Annotated in this window: 22 protein-coding genes; 11 read left to right on the forward strand and 11 right to left on the reverse strand. The window is 35.6% G+C overall.

Features of this window, described 5'->3' with window-relative positions; translation table 11 throughout:
• Positions 1–216: 216 nt before the first annotated feature.
• Positions 217–999, reverse strand: coding sequence for an ethanolamine ammonia-lyase subunit EutC (eutC, locus tag CLV96_RS17350; protein WP_004784455.1), 783 nt, complete (start codon positions 997–999; stop codon positions 217–219).
• 5 nt (positions 1,000–1,004) lie between these two features.
• The gene (locus CLV96_RS17355) at positions 1,005–2,390 is read right to left on the reverse strand and encodes an ethanolamine ammonia-lyase subunit EutB (protein WP_004787166.1); all 1,386 of its coding nucleotides are present in this window, start codon (positions 2,388–2,390) and stop codon (positions 1,005–1,007) included.
• 660 nt (positions 2,391–3,050) lie between these two features.
• Here CLV96_RS17355 and katG point away from each other — a divergent pair.
• Entirely contained in the window at positions 3,051–5,282 is a 2,232-nt protein-coding gene (katG, locus tag CLV96_RS17360; protein WP_004786196.1) for a catalase/peroxidase HPI, read from the forward strand.
• Positions 5,283–5,362: 80 nt separating this feature from the next.
• Positions 5,363–5,659 (forward strand): high-potential iron-sulfur protein, encoded by a 297-nt coding sequence (locus tag CLV96_RS17365; protein ID WP_243836535.1) that lies wholly within the window; start codon positions 5,363–5,365, stop codon positions 5,657–5,659.
• A gap of 81 nt (positions 5,660–5,740) precedes the next feature.
• Here the strand turns inward: CLV96_RS17365 and CLV96_RS20035 are convergent, their stop codons facing one another.
• Positions 5,741–6,235, reverse strand: a complete 495-nt coding sequence (locus CLV96_RS20035) for a hypothetical protein (RefSeq protein ID WP_243836536.1) — start codon at positions 6,233–6,235, stop codon at positions 5,741–5,743.
• A 203-nt stretch (positions 6,236–6,438) separates the two neighbouring features.
• On the opposite strand from CLV96_RS20035, the gene CLV96_RS17375 reads away from it, so the two are divergent.
• On the forward strand, positions 6,439–6,735 hold the full coding sequence (locus CLV96_RS17375) for a hypothetical protein (RefSeq protein ID WP_004784502.1): 297 nt from the start codon (positions 6,439–6,441) through the stop codon (positions 6,733–6,735).
• Positions 6,736–6,989: 254 nt separating this feature from the next.
• Here the strand turns inward: CLV96_RS17375 and CLV96_RS17380 are convergent, their stop codons facing one another.
• Positions 6,990–7,565, reverse strand: a complete 576-nt coding sequence (locus CLV96_RS17380) for a TetR/AcrR family transcriptional regulator (RefSeq protein WP_004787219.1) — start codon at positions 7,563–7,565, stop codon at positions 6,990–6,992.
• Between the two features lie 130 nt (positions 7,566–7,695).
• Here CLV96_RS17380 and CLV96_RS17385 point away from each other — a divergent pair, with 130 nt between their 5' ends.
• The 3 genes from CLV96_RS17385 to CLV96_RS17395 all read left to right on the forward strand — a co-directional run bounded on the left by CLV96_RS17385 (position 7,696) and on the right by CLV96_RS17395 (position 10,193).
• Positions 7,696–8,217 carry a DUF4442 domain-containing protein gene (locus CLV96_RS17385; RefSeq protein WP_004785760.1) on the forward strand — a complete coding sequence of 174 codons (522 nt, stop codon included), beginning with the start codon at positions 7,696–7,698 and terminating at the stop codon, positions 8,215–8,217.
• A gap of 21 nt (positions 8,218–8,238) precedes the next feature.
• A complete protein-coding gene (locus tag CLV96_RS17390) occupies positions 8,239–8,985 on the forward strand; it encodes a response regulator transcription factor (protein WP_004785150.1) in 747 nt (248 codons plus the stop codon).
• A gap of 209 nt (positions 8,986–9,194) precedes the next feature.
• Complete coding sequence (locus CLV96_RS17395; RefSeq protein WP_243836537.1) at positions 9,195–10,193, forward strand: hypothetical protein; 999 nt, start codon at positions 9,195–9,197, stop codon at positions 10,191–10,193.
• Between the two features lie 160 nt (positions 10,194–10,353).
• On the opposite strand, the gene CLV96_RS17400 is transcribed toward CLV96_RS17395, so the two are convergent.
• The 3 genes from CLV96_RS17400 to CLV96_RS17410 form a co-directional block, all read right to left on the reverse strand.
• Entirely contained in the window at positions 10,354–11,622 is a 1,269-nt protein-coding gene (locus CLV96_RS17400) for a hypothetical protein (RefSeq protein ID WP_004786356.1), read from the reverse strand.
• Positions 11,623–11,758: 136 nt separating this feature from the next.
• Positions 11,759–13,072 (reverse strand): lactonase family protein, encoded by a 1,314-nt coding sequence (locus CLV96_RS17405; protein ID WP_004785513.1) that lies wholly within the window; start codon positions 13,070–13,072, stop codon positions 11,759–11,761.
• 358 nt (positions 13,073–13,430) lie between these two features.
• Positions 13,431–14,882 carry a lactonase family protein gene (locus CLV96_RS17410; RefSeq protein WP_004784364.1) on the reverse strand — a complete coding sequence of 484 codons (1,452 nt, stop codon included), beginning with the start codon at positions 14,880–14,882 and terminating at the stop codon, positions 13,431–13,433.
• A gap of 132 nt (positions 14,883–15,014) precedes the next feature.
• Between CLV96_RS17410 and CLV96_RS17415 the strand changes: the two genes are divergently transcribed.
• From CLV96_RS17415 to CLV96_RS17425, 3 genes are all read left to right on the forward strand, one after another.
• A complete protein-coding gene (locus CLV96_RS17415; RefSeq protein WP_004787635.1) occupies positions 15,015–16,913 on the forward strand; it encodes a sensor histidine kinase in 1,899 nt (632 codons plus the stop codon).
• 1 nt (position 16,914) lies between these two features.
• Entirely contained in the window at positions 16,915–17,682 is a 768-nt protein-coding gene (locus CLV96_RS17420; protein WP_004786916.1) for a response regulator transcription factor, read from the forward strand.
• 203 nt (positions 17,683–17,885) lie between these two features.
• The gene (locus tag CLV96_RS17425) at positions 17,886–18,902 is read left to right on the forward strand and encodes a hypothetical protein (protein WP_004786003.1); all 1,017 of its coding nucleotides are present in this window, start codon (positions 17,886–17,888) and stop codon (positions 18,900–18,902) included.
• A gap of 77 nt (positions 18,903–18,979) precedes the next feature.
• Here CLV96_RS17425 and CLV96_RS17430 read toward each other — a convergent pair whose 3' ends face one another.
• The 4 genes from CLV96_RS17430 to CLV96_RS17445 all read right to left on the reverse strand — a co-directional run bounded on the left by CLV96_RS17430 (position 18,980) and on the right by CLV96_RS17445 (position 21,555).
• Positions 18,980–19,969 (reverse strand): DUF5777 family beta-barrel protein, encoded by a 990-nt coding sequence (locus CLV96_RS17430; protein ID WP_420813725.1) that lies wholly within the window; start codon positions 19,967–19,969, stop codon positions 18,980–18,982.
• Between the two features lie 41 nt (positions 19,970–20,010).
• Positions 20,011–20,598 (reverse strand): YceI family protein, encoded by a 588-nt coding sequence (locus CLV96_RS17435; protein ID WP_081581528.1) that lies wholly within the window; start codon positions 20,596–20,598, stop codon positions 20,011–20,013.
• A complete protein-coding gene (locus CLV96_RS17440; RefSeq protein WP_004785007.1) occupies positions 20,568–20,996 on the reverse strand; it encodes an LIC11213 family lipoprotein in 429 nt (142 codons plus the stop codon). Before CLV96_RS17440 ends, CLV96_RS17435 begins: the two co-directional genes overlap by 31 nt.
• 106 nt (positions 20,997–21,102) lie before the next feature.
• Positions 21,103–21,555, reverse strand: a complete 453-nt coding sequence (locus CLV96_RS17445; protein WP_243836538.1) for a hypothetical protein — start codon at positions 21,553–21,555, stop codon at positions 21,103–21,105.
• Between the two features lie 1,372 nt (positions 21,556–22,927).
• On the opposite strand from CLV96_RS17445, the gene CLV96_RS17450 reads away from it, so the two are divergent.
• Entirely contained in the window at positions 22,928–24,163 is a 1,236-nt protein-coding gene (locus CLV96_RS17450; RefSeq protein ID WP_004786731.1) for an ATP-binding protein, read from the forward strand.
• Between the two features lie 73 nt (positions 24,164–24,236).
• Positions 24,237–24,761 carry a chemotaxis protein CheW gene (locus tag CLV96_RS17455; RefSeq protein ID WP_004787519.1) on the forward strand — a complete coding sequence of 175 codons (525 nt, stop codon included), beginning with the start codon at positions 24,237–24,239 and terminating at the stop codon, positions 24,759–24,761.
• The last annotated feature ends 4 nt before the right edge of the window (positions 24,762–24,765 follow it).

Consider the following 24,765-nt stretch of genomic DNA (forward strand, 5'->3'; position numbering starts at 1 on the left):
TGAAAACTTTAGGACGAATGATCGTTTACGGGCGATTCATTAGTGGGAAGATCCGACTTTTCCATCCAAAATATATGGAATAGAATTCACGGTTGCACCGTCAGTTGAGGAGTTTCACCTCATTCCTCCCGGAATTACTTTGATTAAAAAGAAGTTTGTCCATTCTGTCAATCTTCTGTTTCGAATGATTTTCATTTTTTCAATCTATGCCAACAATCAATTGGATTCAGAGACCTTTCGTATATCTTTTGATTGCAATAAAAACTCCGGTGGCATTTCATCTTTTAACCCTACACCTGATAATTGTCTCTGCATTGATTCTTTGAGAAGATACATTGTTTTTTTTACAGCACTTTCAAAAACAAAACCACCCGGTCTTATATTGGAAATACAATTGCGGCTTTCATCAGTTTTACCAACTTGTGGTCTATAGGTGATATATACTCCCAAACTATCAGCAGAAGACAAACCTGGACGTTCCCCAATCACGACGATAGAAATATTTGAATTCAAAACCTCACCAATTTCGTCCCCAATCGCGACTCTTCCCCACTTTGAAAGTATAAGTGGCCCTATCCGTAAATCCGTTTGATTGATTTCTTTCATTAAAAGTTTTAGAAATGGAATCAAATTTTCATCGAGTGCTTTTGCTGAAAGGCCATCAACACCAATTAAAACGAGATCAAATTCACCTCTTAACTTTTGTAGTTTTTCCAAAGAGCTGTGTGACAACCTTCTCCCCAAGTCCGGTCGCAACAAATACTCTTCTTTGGATTGAACTCTGCTCTCGACAAATACACCGGGGATATTTTTTTCTTTGCCTAAGAAGTTTAAGTTTTCGAGTAACCCTAAAAAATCCGGACTCAGCAAAACAGCATCCCTGGCCCTTGCATGGTCCAACCGAAACTTTAACATATCTTTGGTGGCAATAGAACCTCCGGTACGGTTCAATCCGATCCTTGCTTGACTAAATTGTTTCCATTCTTCTAAAAAAGTCACGTGTATTACTTTCCTAATATATCTTCCAGCAAACCAAGTTCCCGATTTTCTTTGGGTAAAAAGCCAATTTTGTTTGAAAATATTCCTCGGCTGAGTAACCAATCTTCAAATTCTGGCGCAGGTTTTAAACCCAATACTTGCCTGAGATACAGTGCATCATGAAAGGATGTACTTTGATAAGACAACATCACATCATCAGCACCGGGGATTCCCATAATATAAGTGCATCCGGAAACACCTAACAATGTTAATAAAGTATCCATATCATCCTGGTCGGCCTCTGCATGATTTGTATAACAAACATCCACACCCATAGGTAATCCCAATAATTTCCCACAAAAATGATCTTCAAGACCTGCACGAATGATTTGTTTTCCATTATATAAATATTCTGGACCGATAAATCCAACAACAGTGTTTACAAGGAGGGGAGAAAATTCTCTCGCAACAGCATAAGCTCTCACCTCTAACGTCTGTTGATCGATCCCATGATGGGCTCCTGCCGACAAAGCACTGCCTTGCCCTGTTTCAAAATACATTACATTATCTCCCACAGTCCCACGACCTAAGGAAAGTGCCATTTCTCTCGATTCTTTCAAAAGAGAAAGAGTTATTCCAAAACTTTTGTTTAAATCTTCAGTTCCTCCAATGGACTGAAAAACTAAATCCAAAGGAGCTCCTCGTTTCATCACTTCCATCGAAGTGGTTACATGCGATAAGATACAAGATTGAGTAGGAATGGAATACTTTTGAATGAGATTGTCTAACATTTCCAACAACGCAATGTTAGTTGGCAAATTATCGGTGGCAGGATTGATTCCGATAACAGCATCGCCACTTCCTAATAGTAATCCATCCAAAAGACTGGCGGCAATCCCTTTTGGATCATCAGTAGGATGGTTTGGCTGCAAACGAACAGAAAGCCGGCCCGGTAATCCCAAGGTATTTCTGAATTTTGTGACCACTTTAATCTTATTTCCAACTAAGATTAAGTCTTGATTCGACATGAGTTTCGAAACAGCGGCGACCATCTCAGGAGTGATTCCCCATCGAATCGAATGAATGACCTCATTGTCTGTTGTTTCAGCTAACAAAAAATCACGAAACCCACCGACAGTTAGATGAGAAATCAATGCAAAAGCCTCTTTGTTATGAGACTCAAAGATGAGTCGAGTCACCTCATCTTTGTTTGCAGGAATGAGTTCTACATTTAAAAATTCAGAAAGACGAACATCCGCAAGTACCATTTGCGCAGCAATTCTTTCTTCCTGACTAGTTGCTGCTAAACCGGCCAGAACATCACCAGACCTATGAGGGCTTGCCTTTGCTAACAGGTCTTTTAATTCGGGGAAATGGTAAGTTTTTGTGCCAAGGATGGTTTGATAACCCATGGGCAAATTATATCTGATTTAGAAACTTTCGGATAGAACTTTTCTCTTTCACCGCCAAAGAACGAGACTGATTCTTCAGTAGAAAGTCGAATCATCACATAATGAAAAAAAGAAATGATTCAGCGATGCTGGAATCATTACAACCAAACCGTATCTATGCGGATCAAAAGTTTTTGGTCTTAGTGAAAAATCCCAGTCGAATGGATCTAAAATAACGTAACGATTCGCCATTGCAGAAGGATGGAAAAACAGGATCATTAAAATACGAGTATATTCTTTAAATTTTTCTTTTGTCAAAATGAATAGAAAATGGGGAATTTGTTTTCTCTTCCAATGACGCACATTCGATCCTACCGAATCATAGTAGCTCCGTCTTAAAAAAAAAATCGTCTCGCTTCTCGAACCAAGCCTCCCATTGCCTCCGAAAAAATGGCAGATCTTCGAACCACAGCCTATTAGTTTCCAAACCAAAAGCCATAAAACCAAACTTTCCTTGGCACTTATAAAGAATCCGATTCAGCTTTTTTTTTCCTTCTAGTTGACAAAACCAGGTTTTCAACCCTTCAACTGCATAAATTTAGATTAAATCTAAAAAATTGCTTGCTCTTGATATCTAGACTTATTCTAAATTTAAACTAAATCTAGAAAGTGAAGGATCATATGAGAACAACCAATATTTCTGTTATTGCCATTTTAGTGCTCTCTTTTAGCTCCCTGGGAGCTGCGGACACTAAAGAATCGGCAAATTCGATGGAACGCCAAGGCAACTCAAACCAGTTTTGGTGGCCAGAAAGACTGGATTTGGCACCACTCCGCCAACATGCGGCGGAATCCAACCCGATGGGGAGACAATACAACTACTCCAAAGAATTCAAAGACCTGGACATCCAACAGGTAAAAGAAGAGATCAAAACCTTGATGAAAACATCTCAAGAGTGGTGGCCATCAGACTACGGTCACTATGGTCCCTTCTTCATTCGGATGGCTTGGCATAGCGCCGGAACCTACCGAATCTCAGACGGACGCGGAGGAGCCGGTGGTGGACAACAAAGATTTGAGCCACTCAATAGTTGGCCGGATAATGCCAACCTTGACAAAGCTCGTCGCCTCCTTTGGCCGATCAAAAAGAAATATGGAAAAAAAATCTCTTGGGCAGACCTAATGGTCCTTACGGGAAACGTCGCGCTCGAATCCATGGGATTTAAAACCTATGGTTTTGCAGGTGGACGAACAGATGATTGGGAGGCCGACCTTGTATACTGGGGACCAGAAAAAAAATGGTTAGCCGACGAACGATACGAAGGTGATCGAAAACTAAAGAACCCACTTGGTGCCGTACAAATGGGACTCATTTATGTAAACCCAGAAGGACCTAATGGAAATCCTGACCCACTAGCAGCCGCAAAAGACATCAGAGAAACCTTTGGTCGAATGGCAATGAATGACGAAGAAACAGTGGCTCTGATTGCAGGTGGTCATACATTCGGTAAGGCACATGGAAAAGCGGATCCTTCCAAACATGTTGGAAAAGAACCTGCTGCTGCTGGTATCGAAGAACAAGGGTTTGGTTGGAAAAACAATTATAAAAAAGGAAATGCAGAAGATACCATTACCAGTGGGCTTGAAGGTGCATGGACTGCAAACCCAACTAAATGGACCACTCAATATCTAAACAACTTGTTTGGGTTTGAATGGGTGCAAACAAAAAGCCCAGCAGGTGCCATCCAATGGATTCCAAAAGATGGAGCCGGAGCCAATATGGTTCCTGATGCTCACGATAAAACACTTCGTCATGCACCCATCATGTTCACAACGGATTTGGCATTAAAATTTGATCCAAGTTACAAAGTGATCGCAAAAAAATTCCAAGAAAATCCGAAAGAATTCGAACTAGCTTTTGCAAAGGCATGGTTTAAACTCACACATAGAGATATGGGTCCACTCTCTCGCTATATCTCCAAGGATTTACCAAAAGAGCCACTCATTTGGCAAGATCCACTTCCAAGCGTAGATCATAAGTTAGTTGGTACAAAAGAGATCGAAAATTTAAAAGGAAAAATCCTAAAATCAGGTCTGACGATCCCTGAGTTAGTTAGGGTAGCCTGGGCGTCTGCCGCAAGTTTCCGTAGCACTGATATGAGAGGGGGGGCCAATGGAGCAAGAATTCGTTTGGCACCTCAAAAAAATTGGCCAGTGAATGATCCAGAAGAACTAACAAAGGTACTAAAGAAGCTGGAACAAATACAATCTGATTTTAACGAATCAGGAAATAAAATCTCTCTTGCCGACTTAATTGTGTTAGCCGGTAGTGCTGCAATCGAAGATGCGGCAAAAAAAGCGGGGGTCGATGTGAAAGTTCCTTTCACTCCAGGAAGAACAGATGCAACACCTGAACAAACAGATGTTTATTCCTTTTCGGTTCTAGAACCAAAAGCAGATGCATTTCGTAACTACTATGGTGCTGGAAATTCTTTGTCTCCGACAGAAATGTTAGTGGATCGTTCCAATATGTTATCCCTAACCATTCCAGAAATGACAGTCCTCTTAGGTGGAATGAGATCTCTGGATGCAAATTCGGGAAAATCAAAACACGGAATCCTCACCACTCGCCCAGGTGTTCTCACAAATGACTTCTTTGTCAACCTACTTGATATGTCGACAAAATGGCAAAAATCAACACAAACCGATGGCGTGTATGAAGGGATCGATCGCAAAACAGGTGCTAAAAAGTGGACAGCAACTTCTGTGGATCTTATCCTTGGCTCCCATTCAGAACTTCGTGCTGTAGCAGAAGTTTATGCGGCAGATGATGGAAAGGAAAAATTTGTAAAAGACTTTGTTTCCGCATGGAACAAAGTGATGATGCTCGACAGGTTTGACGTGAAGAAGTAAAAATGTCAAAACCTTCGCGAAAACAATTCCTAAGAACTTCGTTGTTCTGGACAACCTCCCTCTTTTTTGCTGAGGGGGGTTTGGGTTTCATCACAAAATTGGTGGCAGAAAAAAAAACTTCTGCCCCTTTGCCGGATGGTTTGCATCCAGTTTCGGAATCGGATCCAACCGCCAAAGCACTTGGGTTTCATCAGGATGCCAAACAGACTGATTTTAAACTGTATCCAGAAAGAAAAGAACCGGGGTCCAAAAACCAGTTTTGCATACACTGTGCACAATTTACAAAGATCGATGAAAATTGGGGGAAATGTAATATCATTTCTTCTGGCCTTGTATCCACAAAGGGTTGGTGTTCAGCCTGGTCACAAAGAACCTAACATTTGTATGGATTCAACTTGTCCCAAAGGTATTGTTTAACTTAGGGATAAGTTTTCCTTCTCTTTCTAAGAAAAAAACTTTTATTTCCAATCACATTGAGTTAAATCTACTTTTTCAAAAACCCAAGGTTTGTGTGCATGTTTTGCATTTTTATCTTCGATTAAATCGAAGGATTTTGCTTCTGAAGAAATACTTGGGAAATATAAAGCAAAAGGAGTATTTTTCATCTGAGTTCTTTTGGGACAGGACCCCACTCCCTCGGATTTTATGAATGGATAAGCAGTCCCTAGATCATCCCGAAACAACATACCTTCTTTCAAAACACATACTTTTTTAGATTCTTTTGTGTATAATTCTAATTTAGTTTCAGATTCAGAAACACAAACTTTACTCAAAACCACGACTCCTAAAAACTCGGAATGTAGATCACAACACTGCGCTACAGGATTCCAATTGCGTTTGGTCTGGACTGTTGCTTTTGAATTCTCTGAAGTGATTTCCTTAACAGGTTCTGTTGAACAGGAGAATAGAGAAAAACATACACATAAAAACAAAAAAATATACTTTTGAACCATCTCAGATACCACGATTTTCTTCCTTAATGTTTTTTAGTCGCTTCATTTGGCTTTTGCTAAAGGATCTTTGGATTTTTAGATTTCTTCCATCACTTTTTTAATAATAACAAAATTCTCATCCTGATTCCCGTCCCAGGATGACAAAAATGACCATCCATTTTAAAATTTAAGGAGTGCATTTACTCTGAGGAGAGAAAAAGATTATGATTCAAAAATTGAGTCCGTTCGTTTTGACACTATTACTTTTAATTCACTGTGGTTCCTTTCCTGTTGGCGAAAAACGTTTTAACGAATTGGTCACAAATAAGGTCAAAGCGAGAGCAGCGTACGATTTTGATTGTCCAATGGGAGATGTTAAAGTCAACATAATCGATAATAAAAATTTTGGAGCAAATGGATGCAGACAACGGGCAACATATACCATTTATCCAGCTGATTGTTCTCCAACAACCACACATGAAGCAGGTATAGAAAACTATTGCCAACTCATAAGAAACTAAAGAAATAAGGTTTAAAAAATTCCCAATGTGATTTTTATCCATTGGGAATCAACTATTGCAATGCTCTAATTGCAATTCGATTTAAAATTTGACATTCTTATTTTAGTTAGCTTCTTGATACAGAATTAAAAATATCTTTTTTCTAAAAAAAACTTGCGAATTGTATGATCATCCAAAATCCGTTGGTCAAACAATAGGCGATACAAAATTCCAAGATACACTCAAAATTCCTTGTGTTTCCAGAATTTTTTTATTTAAAGTTTTGTTTTTAAGTTCTCCGAAACAATTTTATTTAGTTTTTTAATTCGATTGGTAAAATAGCTTTCATTACTTAAAGAACATGAAAAAAGGTAACTGCCATATATAGACACAGTTACATTCTCTGCAATATTCCAAGCCTTACTATGCGAATATCCTTCTTTCGCAATGGCTTTGGCCAATTTGGATGTCATATCTTCATAAAATAAATTAATTTTTTGGAGATACACTATTCGTTGTTTTGATAAGACCAATATACTCAAAAAATGAATATAAGTCAAAAAAACTTTATCGCTAACAAAAAAGTTCAAAAATTCTTCTATTCCTCTTTTTCCTTTCATTTTATGATCAGTGAGTACAAACATTTTTTCAGATAAGTTGCTTTCTGCATTATTGAGAACAAATTCAACCATATCCGGCTTTCCGGACGGAAAAAAATAATAGATACTCCCCTTCCCTAAACCAGTTTTTTTTGAAACCATAGCAACCGACACTCCATCAATTCCATAGTCGCAAAATAACTCCAATAATGGAGAAACCAAATCAACCTTTTCTGTTACAGATCTTGCCATCTTTACCAAACAGTCAACTATTTACTAAATGGTAAATAGTTTTTCAATATTCTTTAGTTTTTTGATTGTGCGCCAAACAAAAGGACAAATTGTTTTTTCATAAGTAAGTAGAATTCTAAAAGGTTCCGCCATGAAAAGAGAAAACGCCAACCAATTCCAACTTGATCCCAAATGGAAGTGGTTAGAATTTTTATTGGGTTTTAAATATGCCATCAACTTATACAGCCCTTTTGTAGGATCCGGAATTCGAGTGATCAAATATGATAAAGAAAGACACCAAATTGATGTAAGGTTAAAAATGAATTTTTTTAACCGAGGGTATATGGGAACACATTTTGGAGGATCCATATATTCCATGTGTGATCCATTCTATGTGTACTTACTGATAAAGAGATTAGGAAATCTTTATATGGTTTGGGACAAACACGCAGAGATTGACTATATCAAACAAAATAAGGATTCAATTTTTGCAAAATTTGAAGTAACAGACACTGATATAGAAAATATCAAATCCCTGTTAACTCAACAAAAAAAAATAATTTATTCTTTTTTAACCAACATTGTAGATTCAGAGGGGAACATCGTTGCGTTAGTTAAAAAAAATATATACATCAGAAAGTTAGAGACCAAAACAAAAAAACTAGAGTGTTGAATTCAATTTCAAATTAACAAAATGAATATATTAATCCTAGAAGATGAACCAGTTCACGCAAAATATCTGACCAAGTTATTAAACGATATTTTGGATTTGTCCACCTCTGAAATTACGCATCTTTTATCTATGGAAGATGCTTACATTTACCTAAAACAGTCATCCATAGATTTATTTTTTTTAGACCTAAATATTTTTGGATCAGATAGTTTCGAACTTTTAGACAAACTTCCAAAAGAGACGGCAAATACAATTGTTGTTTCGGCCAATCCGGAGAATGCGCTCCGCGCGTTCGAATACGGAGTAATTGACTTCCTAGCAAAACCAATCTCAGAAGATAGATTAAGATTGTCCTTAGAAAGATATTCATTTTTTGCAAATGCATACTTAAGAAAAAATAAAACTAAATCGCGTTTGTTAAAAGTAAACATAGATCAACTCCAAAATCGTCTATCCCAACTTATGGAAGTAGAAAAAATTTATCAAAACGAGGATTTATCGCTCGAAGTTCTCGCCAAAGAACTAGAGTTACATCCAAGACAACTTTCTGAATTTCTAAATGATAAAAAACAAATTACCTTCAGTTCCTTTCTTCATAGTCATAGGATCAAAGAGGCAAAAAACCTTTTGACCAAATATCCTAACAAAAATGTAAGTGAAATTGGTTTTGAAGTAGGTTACAAATCACTTTCTAGTTTTTATGATGCATTCAAAAAAGAAGAGAAAATTACTGCTTCTGAATTTAGACAAAAGGAGTTAGTGACTTAATAAAATAATCAAACATATTTAAGACTAAATTAGTAGAAAATATTCTTACCAAACTAAATTAGTTTTAAAATTAAATAATAAGAATCATCAAAAACAATAAAATTCCACTCTTGATTCCCGTCCCCGGACGACAGAAAAACCGAAATGAATTAGAATCGTATAGGTTATTTATATAATTCGTTCATTTGGTTTAGAAGGCATAGATGTTTATGAAGGAAAAATTATTAAACTATTCGTTAAGTGCAGAAAAAAGTATATTAGCAAAGAGAGTCTTCTTTATAGTTATTTTATATTTTTGTTTATTTTCTTCTCTAACGTTAGTTAATTGTAAAGAAGAAAATTCAGGCAAAAATAATGCCATAGGATTATTGGGGATACCCGAAGGAAATCAAACGCCAACTAGTTCTGACGCTAATAATGAAGGAGGAGTATTACCTCCCATTCCTCCGGTGGTCGGACTACCTGCCACTCCTGGACAACCTCTAAATGCACCCATCCTAAACCTTCCCCAGACTCATGTAGACAATACAACGGTGACAGAAGATCCGAGTGGATTTTTTGGCAAAATATTTATCGATCATATTAGTTTTCAATTACCAGTCCATAATCAAACAACCATTACTGCTTATATTGGGAAACGCAATATGAAACTGGAACAAGATGGGACTGTGGTGAATGCCACAAACTTCAAAACACTAATTCCTGCGAATCCCAATGGAGGCGCATTTTGGTTTAATTTTAAGTTTCCTTCCGACCAAAAACAGAAACTAATTCTTGTGGCCCGAAATGAGTTTGGGGTATCTTCGAAAGAAATTGATTTCCTGCACAACAGAAACTGCATCGGTGCCCCACTTGTACCCATTACCATTGGAGACTGCAATCAACATTGTTTTGAAATCACAAACATAGCTGGGCAGATGGAATTTAAATCAAAATTCAAACATGGCGAACTCACTTACATTGAATTTGATTTTACTGGACTTTCTCCCAAAACGGCAGGGCATCTTCTTGTTCCAAATAATTTCAGTTATATATGGGATGACCCTGCGCATCCCCCGCTGCAGCCAGGGGTTAAGTCTGTTGCAACAGGTCTAAATCAGGAAGGTAAGGATAGTGTTTGCGTCCTATTACAAAGTAACATTAGTATGGAAGATGAAAATGGAACCTTTAGCACCGAATTCTTTCATAGTTTAATTAGACTGGAATAAAAATCTAAATTACATTGGATTGGAAAAGAATATATATTTACATTTTTTAGTATAAAAACCCTCTTGTAACGTTAAAAGGGAGGGTTAGACAATAAAATCAAATTTGCAAAATATAATATTTAGGAAGTATTCTAAAGAATTAATTATTAGAGATTAAGTTTTATTTATGGAATTTTGTTGACTCCCAGACTTTGATTGCCCACTCTTTATCAATTTCATTATCAAAACTGATTGTAACATGACATAGATTATTAGTCGTCGCAATATTGCCTGTTAGAAAACAAAACTCCTTACCATCTTCATTGATAATTTCTATTGTCGCCCAACCCAAAAGTTGATTATTAGAAAATCTAAATACTTCCAAATTTTTTGGTGTTTCCATCAATAGATTTTCAGCTGAAATGGGTATTCCATTATTTCCCTCGACTTTAAAAGACGAGCCTCTAATTATTTTATCTTGAAACCAATAAACATAAGTTTTACCATCATTCTCATAGTCTTCATAAAAATAGCCAGGAATATCAGAAGTCCAAAATCCAGTCATTGACCTTTGCATACTTCTTTTTTTGAATCCAATGCCCGTAGGTTGAGGGGGCAGACTAGGAACTTTTTCATTTAAATAAGAATCAATTAATTCTTTTTCATTTAGAGGAACAAGTTCTCTAAGTTCTGAATTTCCAGCTCTTTCAAAACAAAATTGAACAAATTTGTATAACAAATATTCGTGTTCCGTATGAATACTATGCCAAGGCAATTCAACCCATGAGACAGCAAGCCCCGTATTTAAATAAAAAACGGTTTCCAATTTTTGAACCCACCAAGGAAAAAATTGTTCCCCTTTATGTTCTAATTTATTTATATCGCTTTCATTTACCTCAATAAACCATTTTTTATCCCAATATCCAAGCGAATTTAAAGCAAAATAATCTCCCAATACAGAATAACCTAACGGCATAGCGATCATTTTATTTCCATCTGACACATTTTCGATTAATACTTTTGCAACCTCCTTAAGCCAATGGAGCATTTCCAACTTGAGAGTTTCAAAGTTTTTAGTTTCATAATAACTAGTTTCATCACCAAAACCTACATCCCCTACCCAATTCCATTTTAAACTCAAAGAATTACCTATTAAATCCAGTGAATCAACCACAAATGCATGATATCCTGGACCTGGAATATTTGTTTTGGCACTACAAGTAATTACATTCTTTGCGATAGTAAATTCAATTGGTTCTCCAATTGGATAAAGTTGTAAAAACATTCGGTCATCTTTGTACGTAGAAGAAACCAATTTTCTCCAAGTTTGCTCAGGAATTAATTCCTTAAATTCTTCGGCTATTTGATTGAACAACTTATCTATCGAAATTTTTCTCTTAAAAATTCCAACTTTTGGTAATTCCGATTTTATACAAATACCAATCCCCATTTACAATCAATTCCTTTTATAAATATTAGAACAACTCGAAACATATTCTCCGAATAAACAGTAAACCATATTACTTATCAAAATATCACATTTAGTGTTTTTAATCAAAATAACGTTAAAAAATCATTTTTAAAATCTAAGGATTGGTTCCTGCTGTAACAATCGCAATTGGCAAAGTACTCGTTCCAACGTTTCCAATGGAAGTTAAACTACCATCTACCTGATTGATCAAAAACATATCTGCTGTATTTGCATTTATATTTGTTACATACAAAAATTTTCCAGAAGAATCAATAGTAATCCCAGTTGGACCATCACCAGTGATGGCTTGGTTTCCTGTGGGAATCAAGTTACCGCTTATTGGATTTATCCCGAAGATTGAAATCACATCAGAGCCCTGGTATGTCAAATAAACAAACCGACCAGTTGGATCAGAAACAATCGATCTAGCATTTAGGCCAAAGGGAGCTGTGAGTGATACAAAATTCATTAACCCACTATTTGAATCTAGTTGGTAATTCGAAACATTATTCTCTACATCATTGACAATATATAAATTTTTCCCATTTGCTAAGATTTCTACATTTCTCGGATTTGCTCCACTCATAATGGTTTGGATTACAGAAGGATATGGGACTCCGGAAACCGGATCAATCTGGTACAAATCAATCATCCTTCCGTTGTAATTCGGGACATATAAGTAATTTCCAAAAGGATCTATGCCAATACTAGAGGCACCAGTACTGGCTGCAGCAGTACCAATCAATGTTAACTGACCTGTTGCTTGATTGACTAAAAAAGTTGTTACATTTAAAGAGTTTCGAATATAAACAATATCCTTATACGGATGGTACGTCATTGCAAGTGGAATATTTCCTCCACTTGCAATTGTTTGAATATTCGTCAAACTTCCGTTTGTTTGATTGATTGAAAATTGAGTAATATCATTTCCACTTCTATTTGGCACAGTTAAGTACTTTTGACTTGGACTTATGCCCATAGATTCTGGTCCAGCTCCAGCGGCAACAAACCCAGTTGAGTTCAAGAGACCAGTCGTTGCATTTATTGAATAAGAATTTACTAATCCAGAAGTCGCATTAACAACATAGGCAAACTTAGGTACAAACAAAGACTTAATAATCAGTGAGATTGTTGTCTGTTTACTGCTACTATTTGCAGTAATCAAATATTTTGTTGAGTTCATTCCCAAAAGCGGGGTACCCGATATGGCACAAGTAGATTCATTTAAAGTTAAACCAGTCGGTAGACTCGGAGTAACTTGACATCTTTCCACCGGTTCGGAAGCAAACGGGATGATGGTGCCAATGGATTCGTTTTGCCGGAAGATAAGAAAATCGGAACCATAATTTAATCGAAATGGATTTAAACCTCCGAAACTGGAGCAAAGAAACTTTCCATCTTCTGAACCAAACTCAAGTAAGGCTGACAAAAGAAAATTCTTACTCTCAGGGTCACATGTTGAATTTAAATTGGTTTGGCTACACTGAAGATTTATAAATATTAAAAATAAACAAAAACGAATTATATTGAATTGATCCTTCACTACGAAAATCCTTAGTGTGTATACTAATCCAAATGATTGAGTTTGTCGTCCGGGGACGGGAATCAGGAGTCGAAGGTCCTGATTAAACCTAGTTTATACCAGAGATTGGTTATAAACCCAAAGTAAGGCATTTCCGCATAGCACAATCAGCCACATACAATACAAAACTGTAAAAAATATCCTGAGATAGATTCTTATGTACTACAACTGACGGAAGTTTGTCGAATCGATATGTAAGTTTACATTATGGATTGGTCCCTGCGGTTAAAATCACAGCCGGACTTGTACTGGTTCCTACGTTTCCGTTAGGAGTTAAAATTCCATTAGATTGATTGATTAAAAATATCCCAGCCGTACCAACTGCCATATTTGTATTGTACAAAAATTTTCCAGAGGGATCTACTGTGATTCCCAAAGGTTCATTTCCTGTAGCAACTGTGTTTGGAGACAAAGGAAACAACTCTCCGGTCAAGGGGCTCGTTGCATACATAGAAATAGTATTCGTATCTCTGTTTGTCATGTATAAAAAACGCCCCAAAGGATCTGTAGCAATAGAGCCAGAAACAACTCCAGTGGAAGGAATTTGAGGAAAAACAGAGCTCATATAACCAGTATTCGTATCAATTTGAAAGGTAGAGATATTATTACTAGTGTCATAAGAAACGTATAATGTTTTTCCATTTGCATGAAATGCCATTTTTTTGGGACGGATATCAGTAGGGATATTCTGGATCGGGTTTGGACTAAGAAGTCCCGTAACCATATCAATTCGATAAGCCCCTATCAAATTCCCATTATAAAAAGTTTCGTATAGAAAATTTCCGAAATGATCTACTAGAATATATGAACTAGCATAAGGTGTAGGAACGGTATTGATCAAAATTAAATTTCCGGTAGGTGGATTTAAAGAAAAAGTTGAAAAATTATCTGAATTTCGTATATAAATTAAGTCTTTCGTAGGATGGTAATTTACCGAAATAGGAGTATTACCTCCACTTGAAACTGTTTCAATCAAATTCAAATTCCCATTAGTTTGGTTGATTGAAAAATGACTGATGTTGTTTGTATTTCGATTAGCGATTGTTAGATATTTTTGATTGGGACTGATCGCCATTGATTCAGGTCCCCCTCCTGCAGCAACAAAGCCAGAAGCATTAAGCGCTCCAGTAGTTGTATCAATCGTATATGAATTGATCAGATTCGACCCAACATTCGCAACAAAAACAAATTTTGGTACAAACAACGATTTAATCACCAAAGAAGTTGAGATTTGTTTATTTTGATTTTTTGCTGTGATCAAATATTTAGTTGCATTCAATCCCACAGTAGAAGTACCCGAAATCTCACAATTTATATCATTCAAAATGATTCCAGGAGGTAAAGGAGGAGTTGATTCACAATGATCAATTGGTTCAGATACAAACGGTTTTAAGTTTCCGATTGGTTCACCTTGTTTAATCACAAGGAAATCTGTTCCATAATCCAATCGAAGAGGATTTAAACCTGAAAATAAAGGGCATAAAAAAGCCCCATCCGTAGAGCCAAACTCTAATAATGCGGAAAACAGAAAGTTCTCACTTTCTGGATCACAAGCTCCGTTTAATTTGGTCGGTGTACATCGTAAAGTAGAAAGTACAAAAAAGAAACTAAATAATATATTTACAATATTGGATTGTTTCTTAACAAAGATAAACATAATTAACAATTTAGTCCAAAAGATGAAGTCTGTCTTCCGGGGACGGGAATCAGGAGTGTTTTCGGTTTGTTAAATTTCTTAATTCAATCACGATTGAAAATTTTCTATCTCAACCCAAGGATTTCCCGTAGAGTGATTGACCACACACAAAAACTTTTTGTGATTTTTCTTCTTATTTCATGCCAAAGTAACGCAACTGACAACAGTTTACCTAAAGCGAAAGCGGGAAAGATGCTCATAACTGAAGGCATTTTTCAAAACCATACTTTCATTAAATTAGATGGTGAATGGGATTTTTATTATCAAAAACTTCTGAACGCAGAAGAAATAAAAAAAAACAAATTAACATTAGAAAAGGATACTTTAATTCTCCCCGGATTTTGGAATGAAATCAAACGGGAAGGCAAAGTTTATTCACCACAATCCTACAGTACATTCCATCTCCACCTAACTTTACCAAAATCATTTATCCATGGTCAATTTTCGTTTTATATCCCGCATGCATTCACCACCTATCGAATGTATTTAAATGATGTTCTAATTTCTGAAAATGGGACTGTAGGATCCTCTGAAATAGAAACTAGGGAGTATTGGTTACCCAAAATTGTTTTTTTTACACCTACTTCTGAGGAAATAGAAATTATTCTTCAGGTTGCAAATTATAAATCATTAAACGCTGGTTTTAGACAAAGTATAGAATTTGGGACTCAAGAATCAATGATAAGGACAAAACAAGTTCGTTTGGCCTTGGATATTTTTTTAATTGCAAGTTTATTTGTAATCTCTCTCTACCATTTTACGCTTTACCTTTTGAAGAAAAATGACCAAAGCCTACTGTATTTTTCATTATATTCATTTGTAAGTATGGTTTATAAATTCACGAGTGGAGAATTTTTTTTACTCATATTATTCCCCGATTTTGAATGGAGATGGTTGATTAAGATTTTTTTTCTTTCAGTTTATTTAACTTTTCCATTTTTCTTAAGTTTTATTGGCAAAGTTTTCCCAAACGAAATCGGGAATAAACCGAACTATATATTTCAGTTTATATTTTTCTCATTCTCTTTATTTGTTTTATTTTCCGAATCAACGTGGATTGAGGAAACTTTATTTCCGGCTGAAATCACGATGTTATTTTGTTGTATTTACGTAATCTGGATTTTATCAAAGGCCGTTATCAACAAAAGAGAAAATGCAGCCGGTTTTTTATTGGGGTTCCTTTTTTTATTTATCACTGCCTTAAATGATATCCTATTTGAAAAAAACATCATTAAAACCGAGGTTTATGGTCCGCTAGGAACATTCGTTTTATTTTTCTCTCAATCATTTTTCTTATCAAAAAAATATTCGAAGCTATATACGACAGTTGAAAAACAAAAACTTGAATTGGAACAAACTGTTTCATTAAAAGAAAACATTTATCGTGCTAATATCCTTTCAAAACGAATGGAATTGGAGTTGTATAAAAAAACGATCCAACCTCATTTTCTAATGAATTCACTGTCTGCAATTCGCTATTGGGTATCCGAAAGTCCAGAAAAATCTGCCGAAATTTTAGATTCTCTTGTGGGAGAGCTCCGTATCATCTTAAAAGTTGCTTCCAAACAATTGATTCCCATTGGTGAAGAAATCAAATTATGCAAGTACCATATTGGTGTCATGAAATTACGTACAGAAAAAGAATATCGGTTTAGAACTTTCGGAATCGATCCAAAAGAAGAATTCCCTCCTCTTATTTTCCACACACTCATTGAAAATGCATTTACTCATGAAGATTCAATCAAGGCGAAATTGAGCTTTATTATCCTTAAAAAAAACATCAAAAAAGAAGAGAAATTTTTTTCCGTCTATTGTTTTATTGTGTATAACCACTGTAAGTCCAATGAACCAGAAGTTTCAAAGAGTGGATCTGGAACTGGTTTAGAATATGTTCGGCTCCGATTGGAGGAATCCTATTCGGGCAAGTGGTCGTTACAACATGGAAAGTCTAAAAAAGGATATCGAGTTCTCATCCAAATTCAGATTCACTAAAATGAAAATATTGATATTAGAAGACGAATCCGTTCACGCAAAATTTTTAACCAAATTATTGCATATCATACTGGAATCTTCTTCCATCGAAATCAAACATGTGACTTCCATTGATGAAGCAGACCAAGAATTAAAACGATCGCCAACCAATCTTCTATTTTTAGATCTCAATATCTTTGGTTTCGACGGCTTTGATATTCTGGAAAGGATTCCTACTCTTTTTACGAATACCATTGTAGTCTCTGCCAATACTGACAACGCAATTAGAGCTTTTGAATATGGTGTCATCGACTTTATCCCCAAACCCATTTCAGAAGATCGATTGCGTTTGGCACTAGAAAGACATTCTCTTTTTGCAAGCACCTACCAAAGAGGAAGCGACCAACAAAAATATGCAAAGTCCCGTTTGTTGCAAGTGGATTTGGAACAAGTTGAAAATCGACTTTCTCATTTAATGGAAATTGAAAAAATTTATCTGAATGAAGATTTATCTCTCGAAGTTCTCGCCGAAGAACTGGAGTTACACCCAAGGCAACTATCTGAATTTTTAAATGGTAAAAAACAAACAACTTTTAACTCTTTTCTCCACAGTTATCGGATCAAAGAGGCGAAAGATCTTTTACTCAAATATCCAGAGAAAAATGTGAGTGAAATTGGTTTTGAAGTGGGTTACAAATCACTTTCCAGTTTTTACGAAGCATTCAAAAAAGAACTAAAAATTACTGCATCAGAATTCAGACAAAAAACGTCTATAACAGAAACCTTATAACAAGAGCTAAACTTACAAAACCTTTGATGTAGGTTATTTTCTTACAACATAACCTGCTTTTTAAAATTATATGAAATTTCAATTATTAAAAAAATTGAAATTCCTCTCCTGATTCCCGTCCCAGGAAGACAGAAACTCCAAAACAGATTAGAATTGTATAAATTATTAATATAACTCATTCATTTGGTTCAGGAGACTCGCCCATGTTTAAGGCAAAAGATCTGGTTAGCAGTTCATTCCCCTTTCAAAAAAATAAATCGTTAGAACGAATGTTTTATTTAACATTTTTCTACTTTATACTTTTTCTTTCATTATTGTTTCTCAATTGCGCAAAGGAAGAAACAAAACCAGACAAAACCAATACCCTTGGTTTATTGGGTTTGGCATCTGGAAATCAAATCTCATCAAACTCTGACAATGGTCAGTCAGAGGGAGGATTGTTACCTCCCATCCCACCAGTTGTGGGTCCACCTGCCAATCCTGGCCAACCCCTGAATGCTCCGATATTGAATGACCCTCAAACGCAAGTGAACAATGCACCGTTAGCAGAAGACCAATATGGAATTTATGGTAAAATTTTAATTAATAACATTAGTTTCCAACTACCAGTCCATGACCAAACAACGATTACTGCCTATATCGGAAAACGAAATTTGAGATTGGAGCCTGATGGAACCGTTGTGAATGCAACAAATTTTAAAACATTCACTCCTGCCAATCCAAATCTGGGAGGAACTGTTTGGTTTAGTTTTATCCATCGTTCCAATCAAAAACAAAAACTAATTCTTGTAGCAAGGAATGAATTTGGTTCCTCTTCGAAAGAAATCAATTTTAGTCACAATCGGGATTGCCTAGGTGCTCCACTTGCTCCTACTACCCTTGGAGATTGTAACGGACATTGTATCGAAGTTACGAATGTAGCTGGACAATGGAATTTTAAAGCAAATTACAAACATGGAGATGGTATTACTTTTGCTAATATAACTATCGAAGGATATGCACATACTACAGGAGCAATGTTAGGTTTTGATGCTTTTGAATACCTTTGGGATCCAGGGAATGGTCTTCCATTACCCGAAGGATTTGTTTCTGTTTCATCAATGCTTAGTCCTCAAGTGAATGAACATACTTGTGTCTTATTACAAAGTATTATTTGGATAGAAGACGAAAACGGAAATTTAAATACTACTCTTTTTACGGATCGTGCTAGGTTAGAATAACCAATTAGATCATTGGAATAAGAACCTATCGAAGTAAATCTCCAATGGTGTTTTTTCCGATGTTGCATTGACTTGTATTACAAAGAAAAATACCGGTGAATGTTAAAACCGATTGTCCATTCTTTTTTATCGTAGTTGTAATCAGCACCACGCAGGAGTTGGGTGTGAGCAAGGGAACGACTGTTGGTCACAAAAAACTGAAAGACATGCCCACCCGTTTCAAAATCGATTCCCGTACTGAATGGTACAGATGTATATTCTACCGGTTTCGATAACAATACGTTGTTTACAAAAGCATCCACGGCCCTTCCCCTTGCGATCAAATCATTCACTTCTGATACGGAATATTCCACACCACCAATCTTTGTTTTTAGATCTTCACTTTCATATGATTCTCCAATGTAATCTCTTTTGGGAGTAAAGATTGCAGCAAATGTAAAGTCCACTCTCTTAAAGAGATGTAGGCGAAAAGATACATCCAAACCTGTTCTATCGTTAGACAGATGTTCTTTTACGTAATTTCTGTGAACAAACATAGGAGATACCTGAATCGAAAGAAAGTCATTGAATCTTCTAGAAATCAAAATAGAAGAAAGAGTGCTCTGTCGATCTGTTAAACTCAACTCATAAGTGTTTAATCGTTTTTCAAGATTGGAATCCAAAGTGGGAATCCCTGTCGAAGGCCGAAGGTAGGGACCAAAAAATTGTTCTTGTTTGGAAGTTTCTTGGCCAAACGCACCAAAAAAACTGATCGTCAAAGGAAAATCGGTATCTTGGGTCAACAAACGAACCTTAGATCTCGCTTCATATGTTTTTTGAAATGAGGTTCTTGCAAGGCCAACTGAAATACGATCAGTGATTCCATAATCCAATGATAGTTGCGTATTGGCACCTTGGTCCAAACCAAAAAAATCATAAGAAGTGGATTTTGCGTCACCAAAGCGGTGATTGAATCGGAAATCAATTCCGTTTTTGCCAACGTCTTCCGTACTCGGCATATGAATCAAACTAGTACCTAAAAAAGCAGTTTTTCTAAATTCTTGGGAGTCAATGGGGGAGACTAACATTAGTATAATGAGTGAGAGAATAAAACGATAAAAAAGTTGATTCATTCTTGGTATGTCCATAAAATTTCCGATTCGATTTGGATCGTTTCGTTTAGTTTTAAGATGACCAACTTAGGAACATCGATTTTAAAGTCCGTTAGATGAATATCGAAATTCGACCGGATTAAAAATTCTTTTTCACCTTCTTCGATACTCCCTTGGATCTTAAAATTCTTTTTAGTGACTCCGTGTAGAGTGAGATCCCCTTCAATTTCCACAATTTTAGATTTCCTATCCCACCGTCTCATCACTCCCATAAAGGTTGTAGTTGGATATTTTTCCGTTTCGAGATAATTCTCATGCATGTGACGATTCATCAATCGATTCGGAACATTTATGTTCTTCATCTCGATTTGAATGGATACCTTCTTTGAAACCATATTTGCAGACCCGGAAACATTTGTTATGTTTCCTCGAATCGTTTCTTGTGGTGCCTCACTTAAAAAGTGAATCTTAGCAACTTTCACCACCAGAGATTTGGTTTTTGTGTCTGCAAATAAATTGGTTGTTAATATCCAAAAAAAAAGAAGAAGAAAAAAAATCTTCTTATGAAAGAGATTCAGGGGTTCCCACCTTTTAGTGTCCAACAATAGATTGCTTTATTGATTGCATTCGTATTATAAATTCGCATGGATCCTGAATTGATTTTATTAAATAATAAACTTGCCCTCGGATTTCCAACTGTGATTCTATTTCTAGTGCTATTAAAAGAAGTGATATCAAAACCAGCATTTGCGTTGCCTGCGTTATGACAATTGGAACATGTAGCCGTTGTTCCTGCTTGGCCAAGTGTTGCGAATGTTGGTGCAGGGTCTGTACAATCGGCATCAGTAATTTCCGTAAGCGGAGCACTGGAACCTAGTAACAAAGCATAATATTGTAATATGCCTTCTTTGTCAGAACTCTTTTCGTTTTTGCAACTTACGGATATTGAAAGAGCAAGAAGTAAAACAAAACTACTTTTCTTAAGAATTTGATTTTTTTTCAATATACTACCCTTATATTTCCCTATAACCGATACATCGGAATCGATGTATCGGGACTAAATTTCAACTATACCATAATTCTCTTATGGATATACTTTCTGATATTTTTTAGAGACCTTTCGTACATCGAACTCGAAACGAAATGATGTTTACCGGTGGTGTTACTGCGCCGAAAATTTTATCAACAGGACAATCCTTTACCTGGATGTCATAAATCGTATTTGAGTTTTCCATAATTTTAACAGGGCAAGATGTGACGGGATCATACCCACCACCACCTGGCATATCTACATTCAACAAAAAGTTACCAGAAGCAGTTACTGAAACATCGCTAGTTTTAGTAAAGTCAACCTTATGAAGAAAGAATGAAGGCAAAGTTAAATCATTACCAGGAATCATTACATTATCATCTACACCAAAATTACCTCTACAAACGCCAATTGTCTTAGTAAATTTAGCATCACCAACTGTCAAATTCACCGAGTTTAATGCCGGTTCCGGTAAATCTAGGTTTGTTGCATAAGTTGAGAGGAGAAGTGGTGCGAGTATTGCACTCGACATATCCTCTTTTTTTCCCTCAGAACAATTTACCAAAACGACAGCAAACACCAACGTGAACAAAGCCAAAAACTGTTTTGAAATTGTTTTATGTTTCCATATTCTATTTATCTTCAAGTTATCCTCCATTAGTAAGAACATAATCTTCTATGAAGAAATCTTATTACATTGATTCTAAATTGTCGTCCTAGGACGGGAATCAGGAGAAAAAAACTATTTTGAATTCACAATAAAACATTCCTTGTAGCGAATGCATCGACATCAAACATGATTTATATACCATCTAACTACAATTACGCAAATTTACTTCAGGTTATAAGAGAATTTCAAGCGTTAAATACCTTATCGAAAACGAAGGATAATTAGTGAATTCATAGTTACGAATTTTATTTTTTAATGGGTCAAAAACAAAAATCCACCTAAGAGATATTACAGAATTTAAGTTTTTTACTTTGAGGTTGTACTTATGGACTAAGATTACTACGAATACATCTTTCTCATTATATAATTGAAAAAACTTGAATGAAATATGTATTAAATTGGCTCACAAATCAATTCCTATGATGACAGTGCAGCTACGAAGAACCTAAAATTACAGCTTTCGAATGAACTTCCAACACATTAAGTAACACATCTGGTTCAGAATTCCTAAGTGGAGTTGTTTGGACAAACTCTTATCAATAACATCAGTTTTCAAGTTCCGGTTCAAAACGAAAATGCCAGAAATGATTATCTTCTAGAATGTAATATTAGATTTGAACAAGAGGGAACAGTTTTAAATACGACAAAGTTACTTACATTAACTCTAATTGATATTTATCGCTATTCCAATAATACCAATAGTCATTTATTAAAACCAAATTATTGATTACATTTATCATCAGCCGACTGATTCTTCTTTCACTTGAAGGAATAAGTTCAATTTTTCGAATCTATTCCCACTCGGTCATGATTATATTTGTGTTACCTCACAAAGTAAGGTATTCGATGGATACTGATACTGGAATTATTTATAATCGGTAATCGACAGAAAAATTGATAATGGAATTATCAAATCGAAAAAAGTATTCTGCGTTAACATGTTTCCTAAGTTTCGTCGTTAATACTTCAAAGTTATTTACCTATTTTTAAAAAGGCAATCGTCCCCTCTCTTTCATTTAAACAGAAAAAAATAAATATTCTAATAAATTAATTTTACTCTAGAAACAGTTTTTTAAAAAATTCAAAGAACATACGACATAGTTTTCACAGTATCTTCCCTCAATATTGAGGAACTTTTTTTCATATAATATCTTGTTTTTTTTCTAAATTATGTTACAATTGCAATCCGTTCGCAGCGGATTTAAAATTCGAGATAGAAGGGAAAATGGCAGGGATGTCGACATATATTACAATTAAAGATTTTGCTAATGCCTTGTTTTCCTCTCTTCCTAATGGGAACTATGTTCTTCTTTCAGAATACGGGAATGTACTAGAGGCTATTCCTTCAAAATTAAACCCATGGGGTATTGATAAGGAAAGTATTGGGAAATCATTTCAAGACTTACTTCCTGAATCTTTTGCTTCGCTCAAAGAATCCTTCAGCCAAGTGATGGAATCAGGGACTACATTTGTTTCGCGATATTCATTTCCTAAATTCCAATTAATCATTCAGCTAGCTCCCTGTGTGTTTCCAACACAGTCCGAAAAGTTTGTTTTATTCTCTGCAATGGAGATGGAAGAGGAACCAGATAGAGATTTATCGGAAGTAGAGCGTTCCGTCATCCAGTATGAAGAAAACCTACATAAAGAAATCATTAAAATCTTCAATTGGAGACATGAAATTGAAGGAAAGGGCAATCACAGAGATTGGATGGAAAAAGCACTCCCCAATCTAAACACTTCTTTAATGCAAGGTTCAGGGCTCGGTGCATTGGTCACTACCGTTGGCTCTTTACTCAGGAAAGCAAAAAAAGAAGGGAATCATCACATCATCCCTTCAACCATTTATGAATTGTTAGAAGAAAACTTTAGTAGTACAAAAAAATTAGTACAAACATTGGCTGAAGCTCAAATTGTATTTGAAGGCAGTGCCTCAAAAACAGAAACAACGACTCTTAAAGACTTTCGCAATATGATTCAGGAAGAGGTAGCTTATCTTTCAGATATGACTACCATTAAAAACCAAAAGTTTCATATTTCAAATTTACAATCTGGCGCAGATAGTAAGTTCCAATCGCATTTCAAATTATTAAGAACTGCAATTAGGGAACTCCTCATCAACGCAATGAAATATGGCCCCGAAAGTTCAAGTATCTATATTCTTTTTATGAAAGTTGGTGAAAAACTATCACTTAAAATTTTAAATGCACCGATGGATCAGTCAATCCAACAAATCGATTTCAAAAAATCAGAAGAAATCATTTTGTTCCAACCTTTCTACCGAGTAAACAAATATGTGGATGAACGTTTTTCCAAAGAAGAATTTGGATTGGGACTTGGATTACCAATTGTGAAAAAGATTTTAGAAGATATGAATGCTAAAATTTACTTCAATGTTTTGGATTCCAATATCTATAACGATCAATCATCCGAAGTTTCTGTTACTTTAGAGTTCGATATTATTCCATAAATTAGAATAATTCAACTTTTATTCTTTACAAACATTTGAATATAAGATTCTTCGCTAACACATAGGTGAGAAAATGAATAACTTAGAAATTGAATCCCTATCGGATGAAAACGACGACTATGATGATGAAGACACTTTAGAAGGTCGTTACCTTATCTTCTCCCTTGCCGATCGAAGTTATGGAATCGAAATCAAATTCATCACAGAAATTGTTGGGATGCAAAACATTACAGAAATTCCAGACATGCCAACCTTTATCAAAGGAGTCATCAACCTTCGAGGGAAGGTAATTGCTCTGATTGATGTTCGCGATCGTTTTCGAATGCAATCAATAGGTTATAATGACAAAACATGTGTGATCATTCTCAGTGTAAACCAACAGTTGATTGGGCTTATTGTTGATACAGTCAAAGAGGTAATTAAAATTCCTCTCAACAATATGGAAGAAGCACCAAAATTTGGAGAACACCAAGGAAACCAATTTATTAAATCAATAGCAAAGGTGAGTGATGAAGTAAAAGTTTTACTCAATATCGAAAAACTACTTAAAGACGAAGACAAACTCGCTTTAGATGCAGCCATTAGCAATCAATCTTAAAAGA

Source organism: Leptospira meyeri (assembly GCF_004368965.1).
GTDB lineage: Bacteria > Spirochaetota > Leptospiria > Leptospirales > Leptospiraceae > Leptospira_A > Leptospira_A meyeri.

Excerpts from the sequence above, each read along its gene's own strand:
- CLV96_RS17355 (WP_004787166.1), bottom strand. The coding sequence starts at position 2,390 with ATGGGTTATCAAACCATCCTTGGCACAAAAACTTACCATTTCCCCGAA.
- katG (WP_004786196.1), top strand. The coding sequence starts at position 3,051 with ATGAGAACAACCAATATTTCTGTTATTGCCATTTTAGTGCTCTCTTTT.
- CLV96_RS20035 (WP_243836536.1), bottom strand. The coding sequence starts at position 6,235 with ATGGTTCAAAAGTATATTTTTTTGTTTTTATGTGTATGTTTTTCTCTA.
- CLV96_RS17375 (WP_004784502.1), top strand. The coding sequence starts at position 6,439 with ATGATTCAAAAATTGAGTCCGTTCGTTTTGACACTATTACTTTTAATT.
- CLV96_RS17380 (WP_004787219.1), bottom strand. The coding sequence starts at position 7,565 with ATGGCAAGATCTGTAACAGAAAAGGTTGATTTGGTTTCTCCATTATTG.
- CLV96_RS17385 (WP_004785760.1), top strand. The coding sequence starts at position 7,696 with ATGAAAAGAGAAAACGCCAACCAATTCCAACTTGATCCCAAATGGAAG.
- CLV96_RS17390 (WP_004785150.1), top strand. The coding sequence starts at position 8,239 with ATGAATATATTAATCCTAGAAGATGAACCAGTTCACGCAAAATATCTG.
- CLV96_RS17395 (WP_243836537.1), top strand. The coding sequence starts at position 9,195 with ATGAAGGAAAAATTATTAAACTATTCGTTAAGTGCAGAAAAAAGTATA.
- CLV96_RS17400 (WP_004786356.1), bottom strand. The coding sequence starts at position 11,622 with ATGGGGATTGGTATTTGTATAAAATCGGAATTACCAAAAGTTGGAATT.
- CLV96_RS17410 (WP_004784364.1), bottom strand. The coding sequence starts at position 14,882 with ATGTTTATCTTTGTTAAGAAACAATCCAATATTGTAAATATATTATTT.
- CLV96_RS17420 (WP_004786916.1), top strand. The coding sequence starts at position 16,915 with ATGAAAATATTGATATTAGAAGACGAATCCGTTCACGCAAAATTTTTA.
- CLV96_RS17425 (WP_004786003.1), top strand. The coding sequence starts at position 17,886 with ATGTTTAAGGCAAAAGATCTGGTTAGCAGTTCATTCCCCTTTCAAAAA.
- CLV96_RS17430 (WP_420813725.1), bottom strand. The coding sequence starts at position 19,969 with ATGTTAGTCTCCCCCATTGACTCCCAAGAATTTAGAAAAACTGCTTTT.
- CLV96_RS17445 (WP_243836538.1), bottom strand. The coding sequence starts at position 21,555 with ATGTCGAGTGCAATACTCGCACCACTTCTCCTCTCAACTTATGCAACA.
- CLV96_RS17450 (WP_004786731.1), top strand. The coding sequence starts at position 22,928 with ATGTCGACATATATTACAATTAAAGATTTTGCTAATGCCTTGTTTTCC.
- CLV96_RS17455 (WP_004787519.1), top strand. The coding sequence starts at position 24,237 with ATGAATAACTTAGAAATTGAATCCCTATCGGATGAAAACGACGACTAT.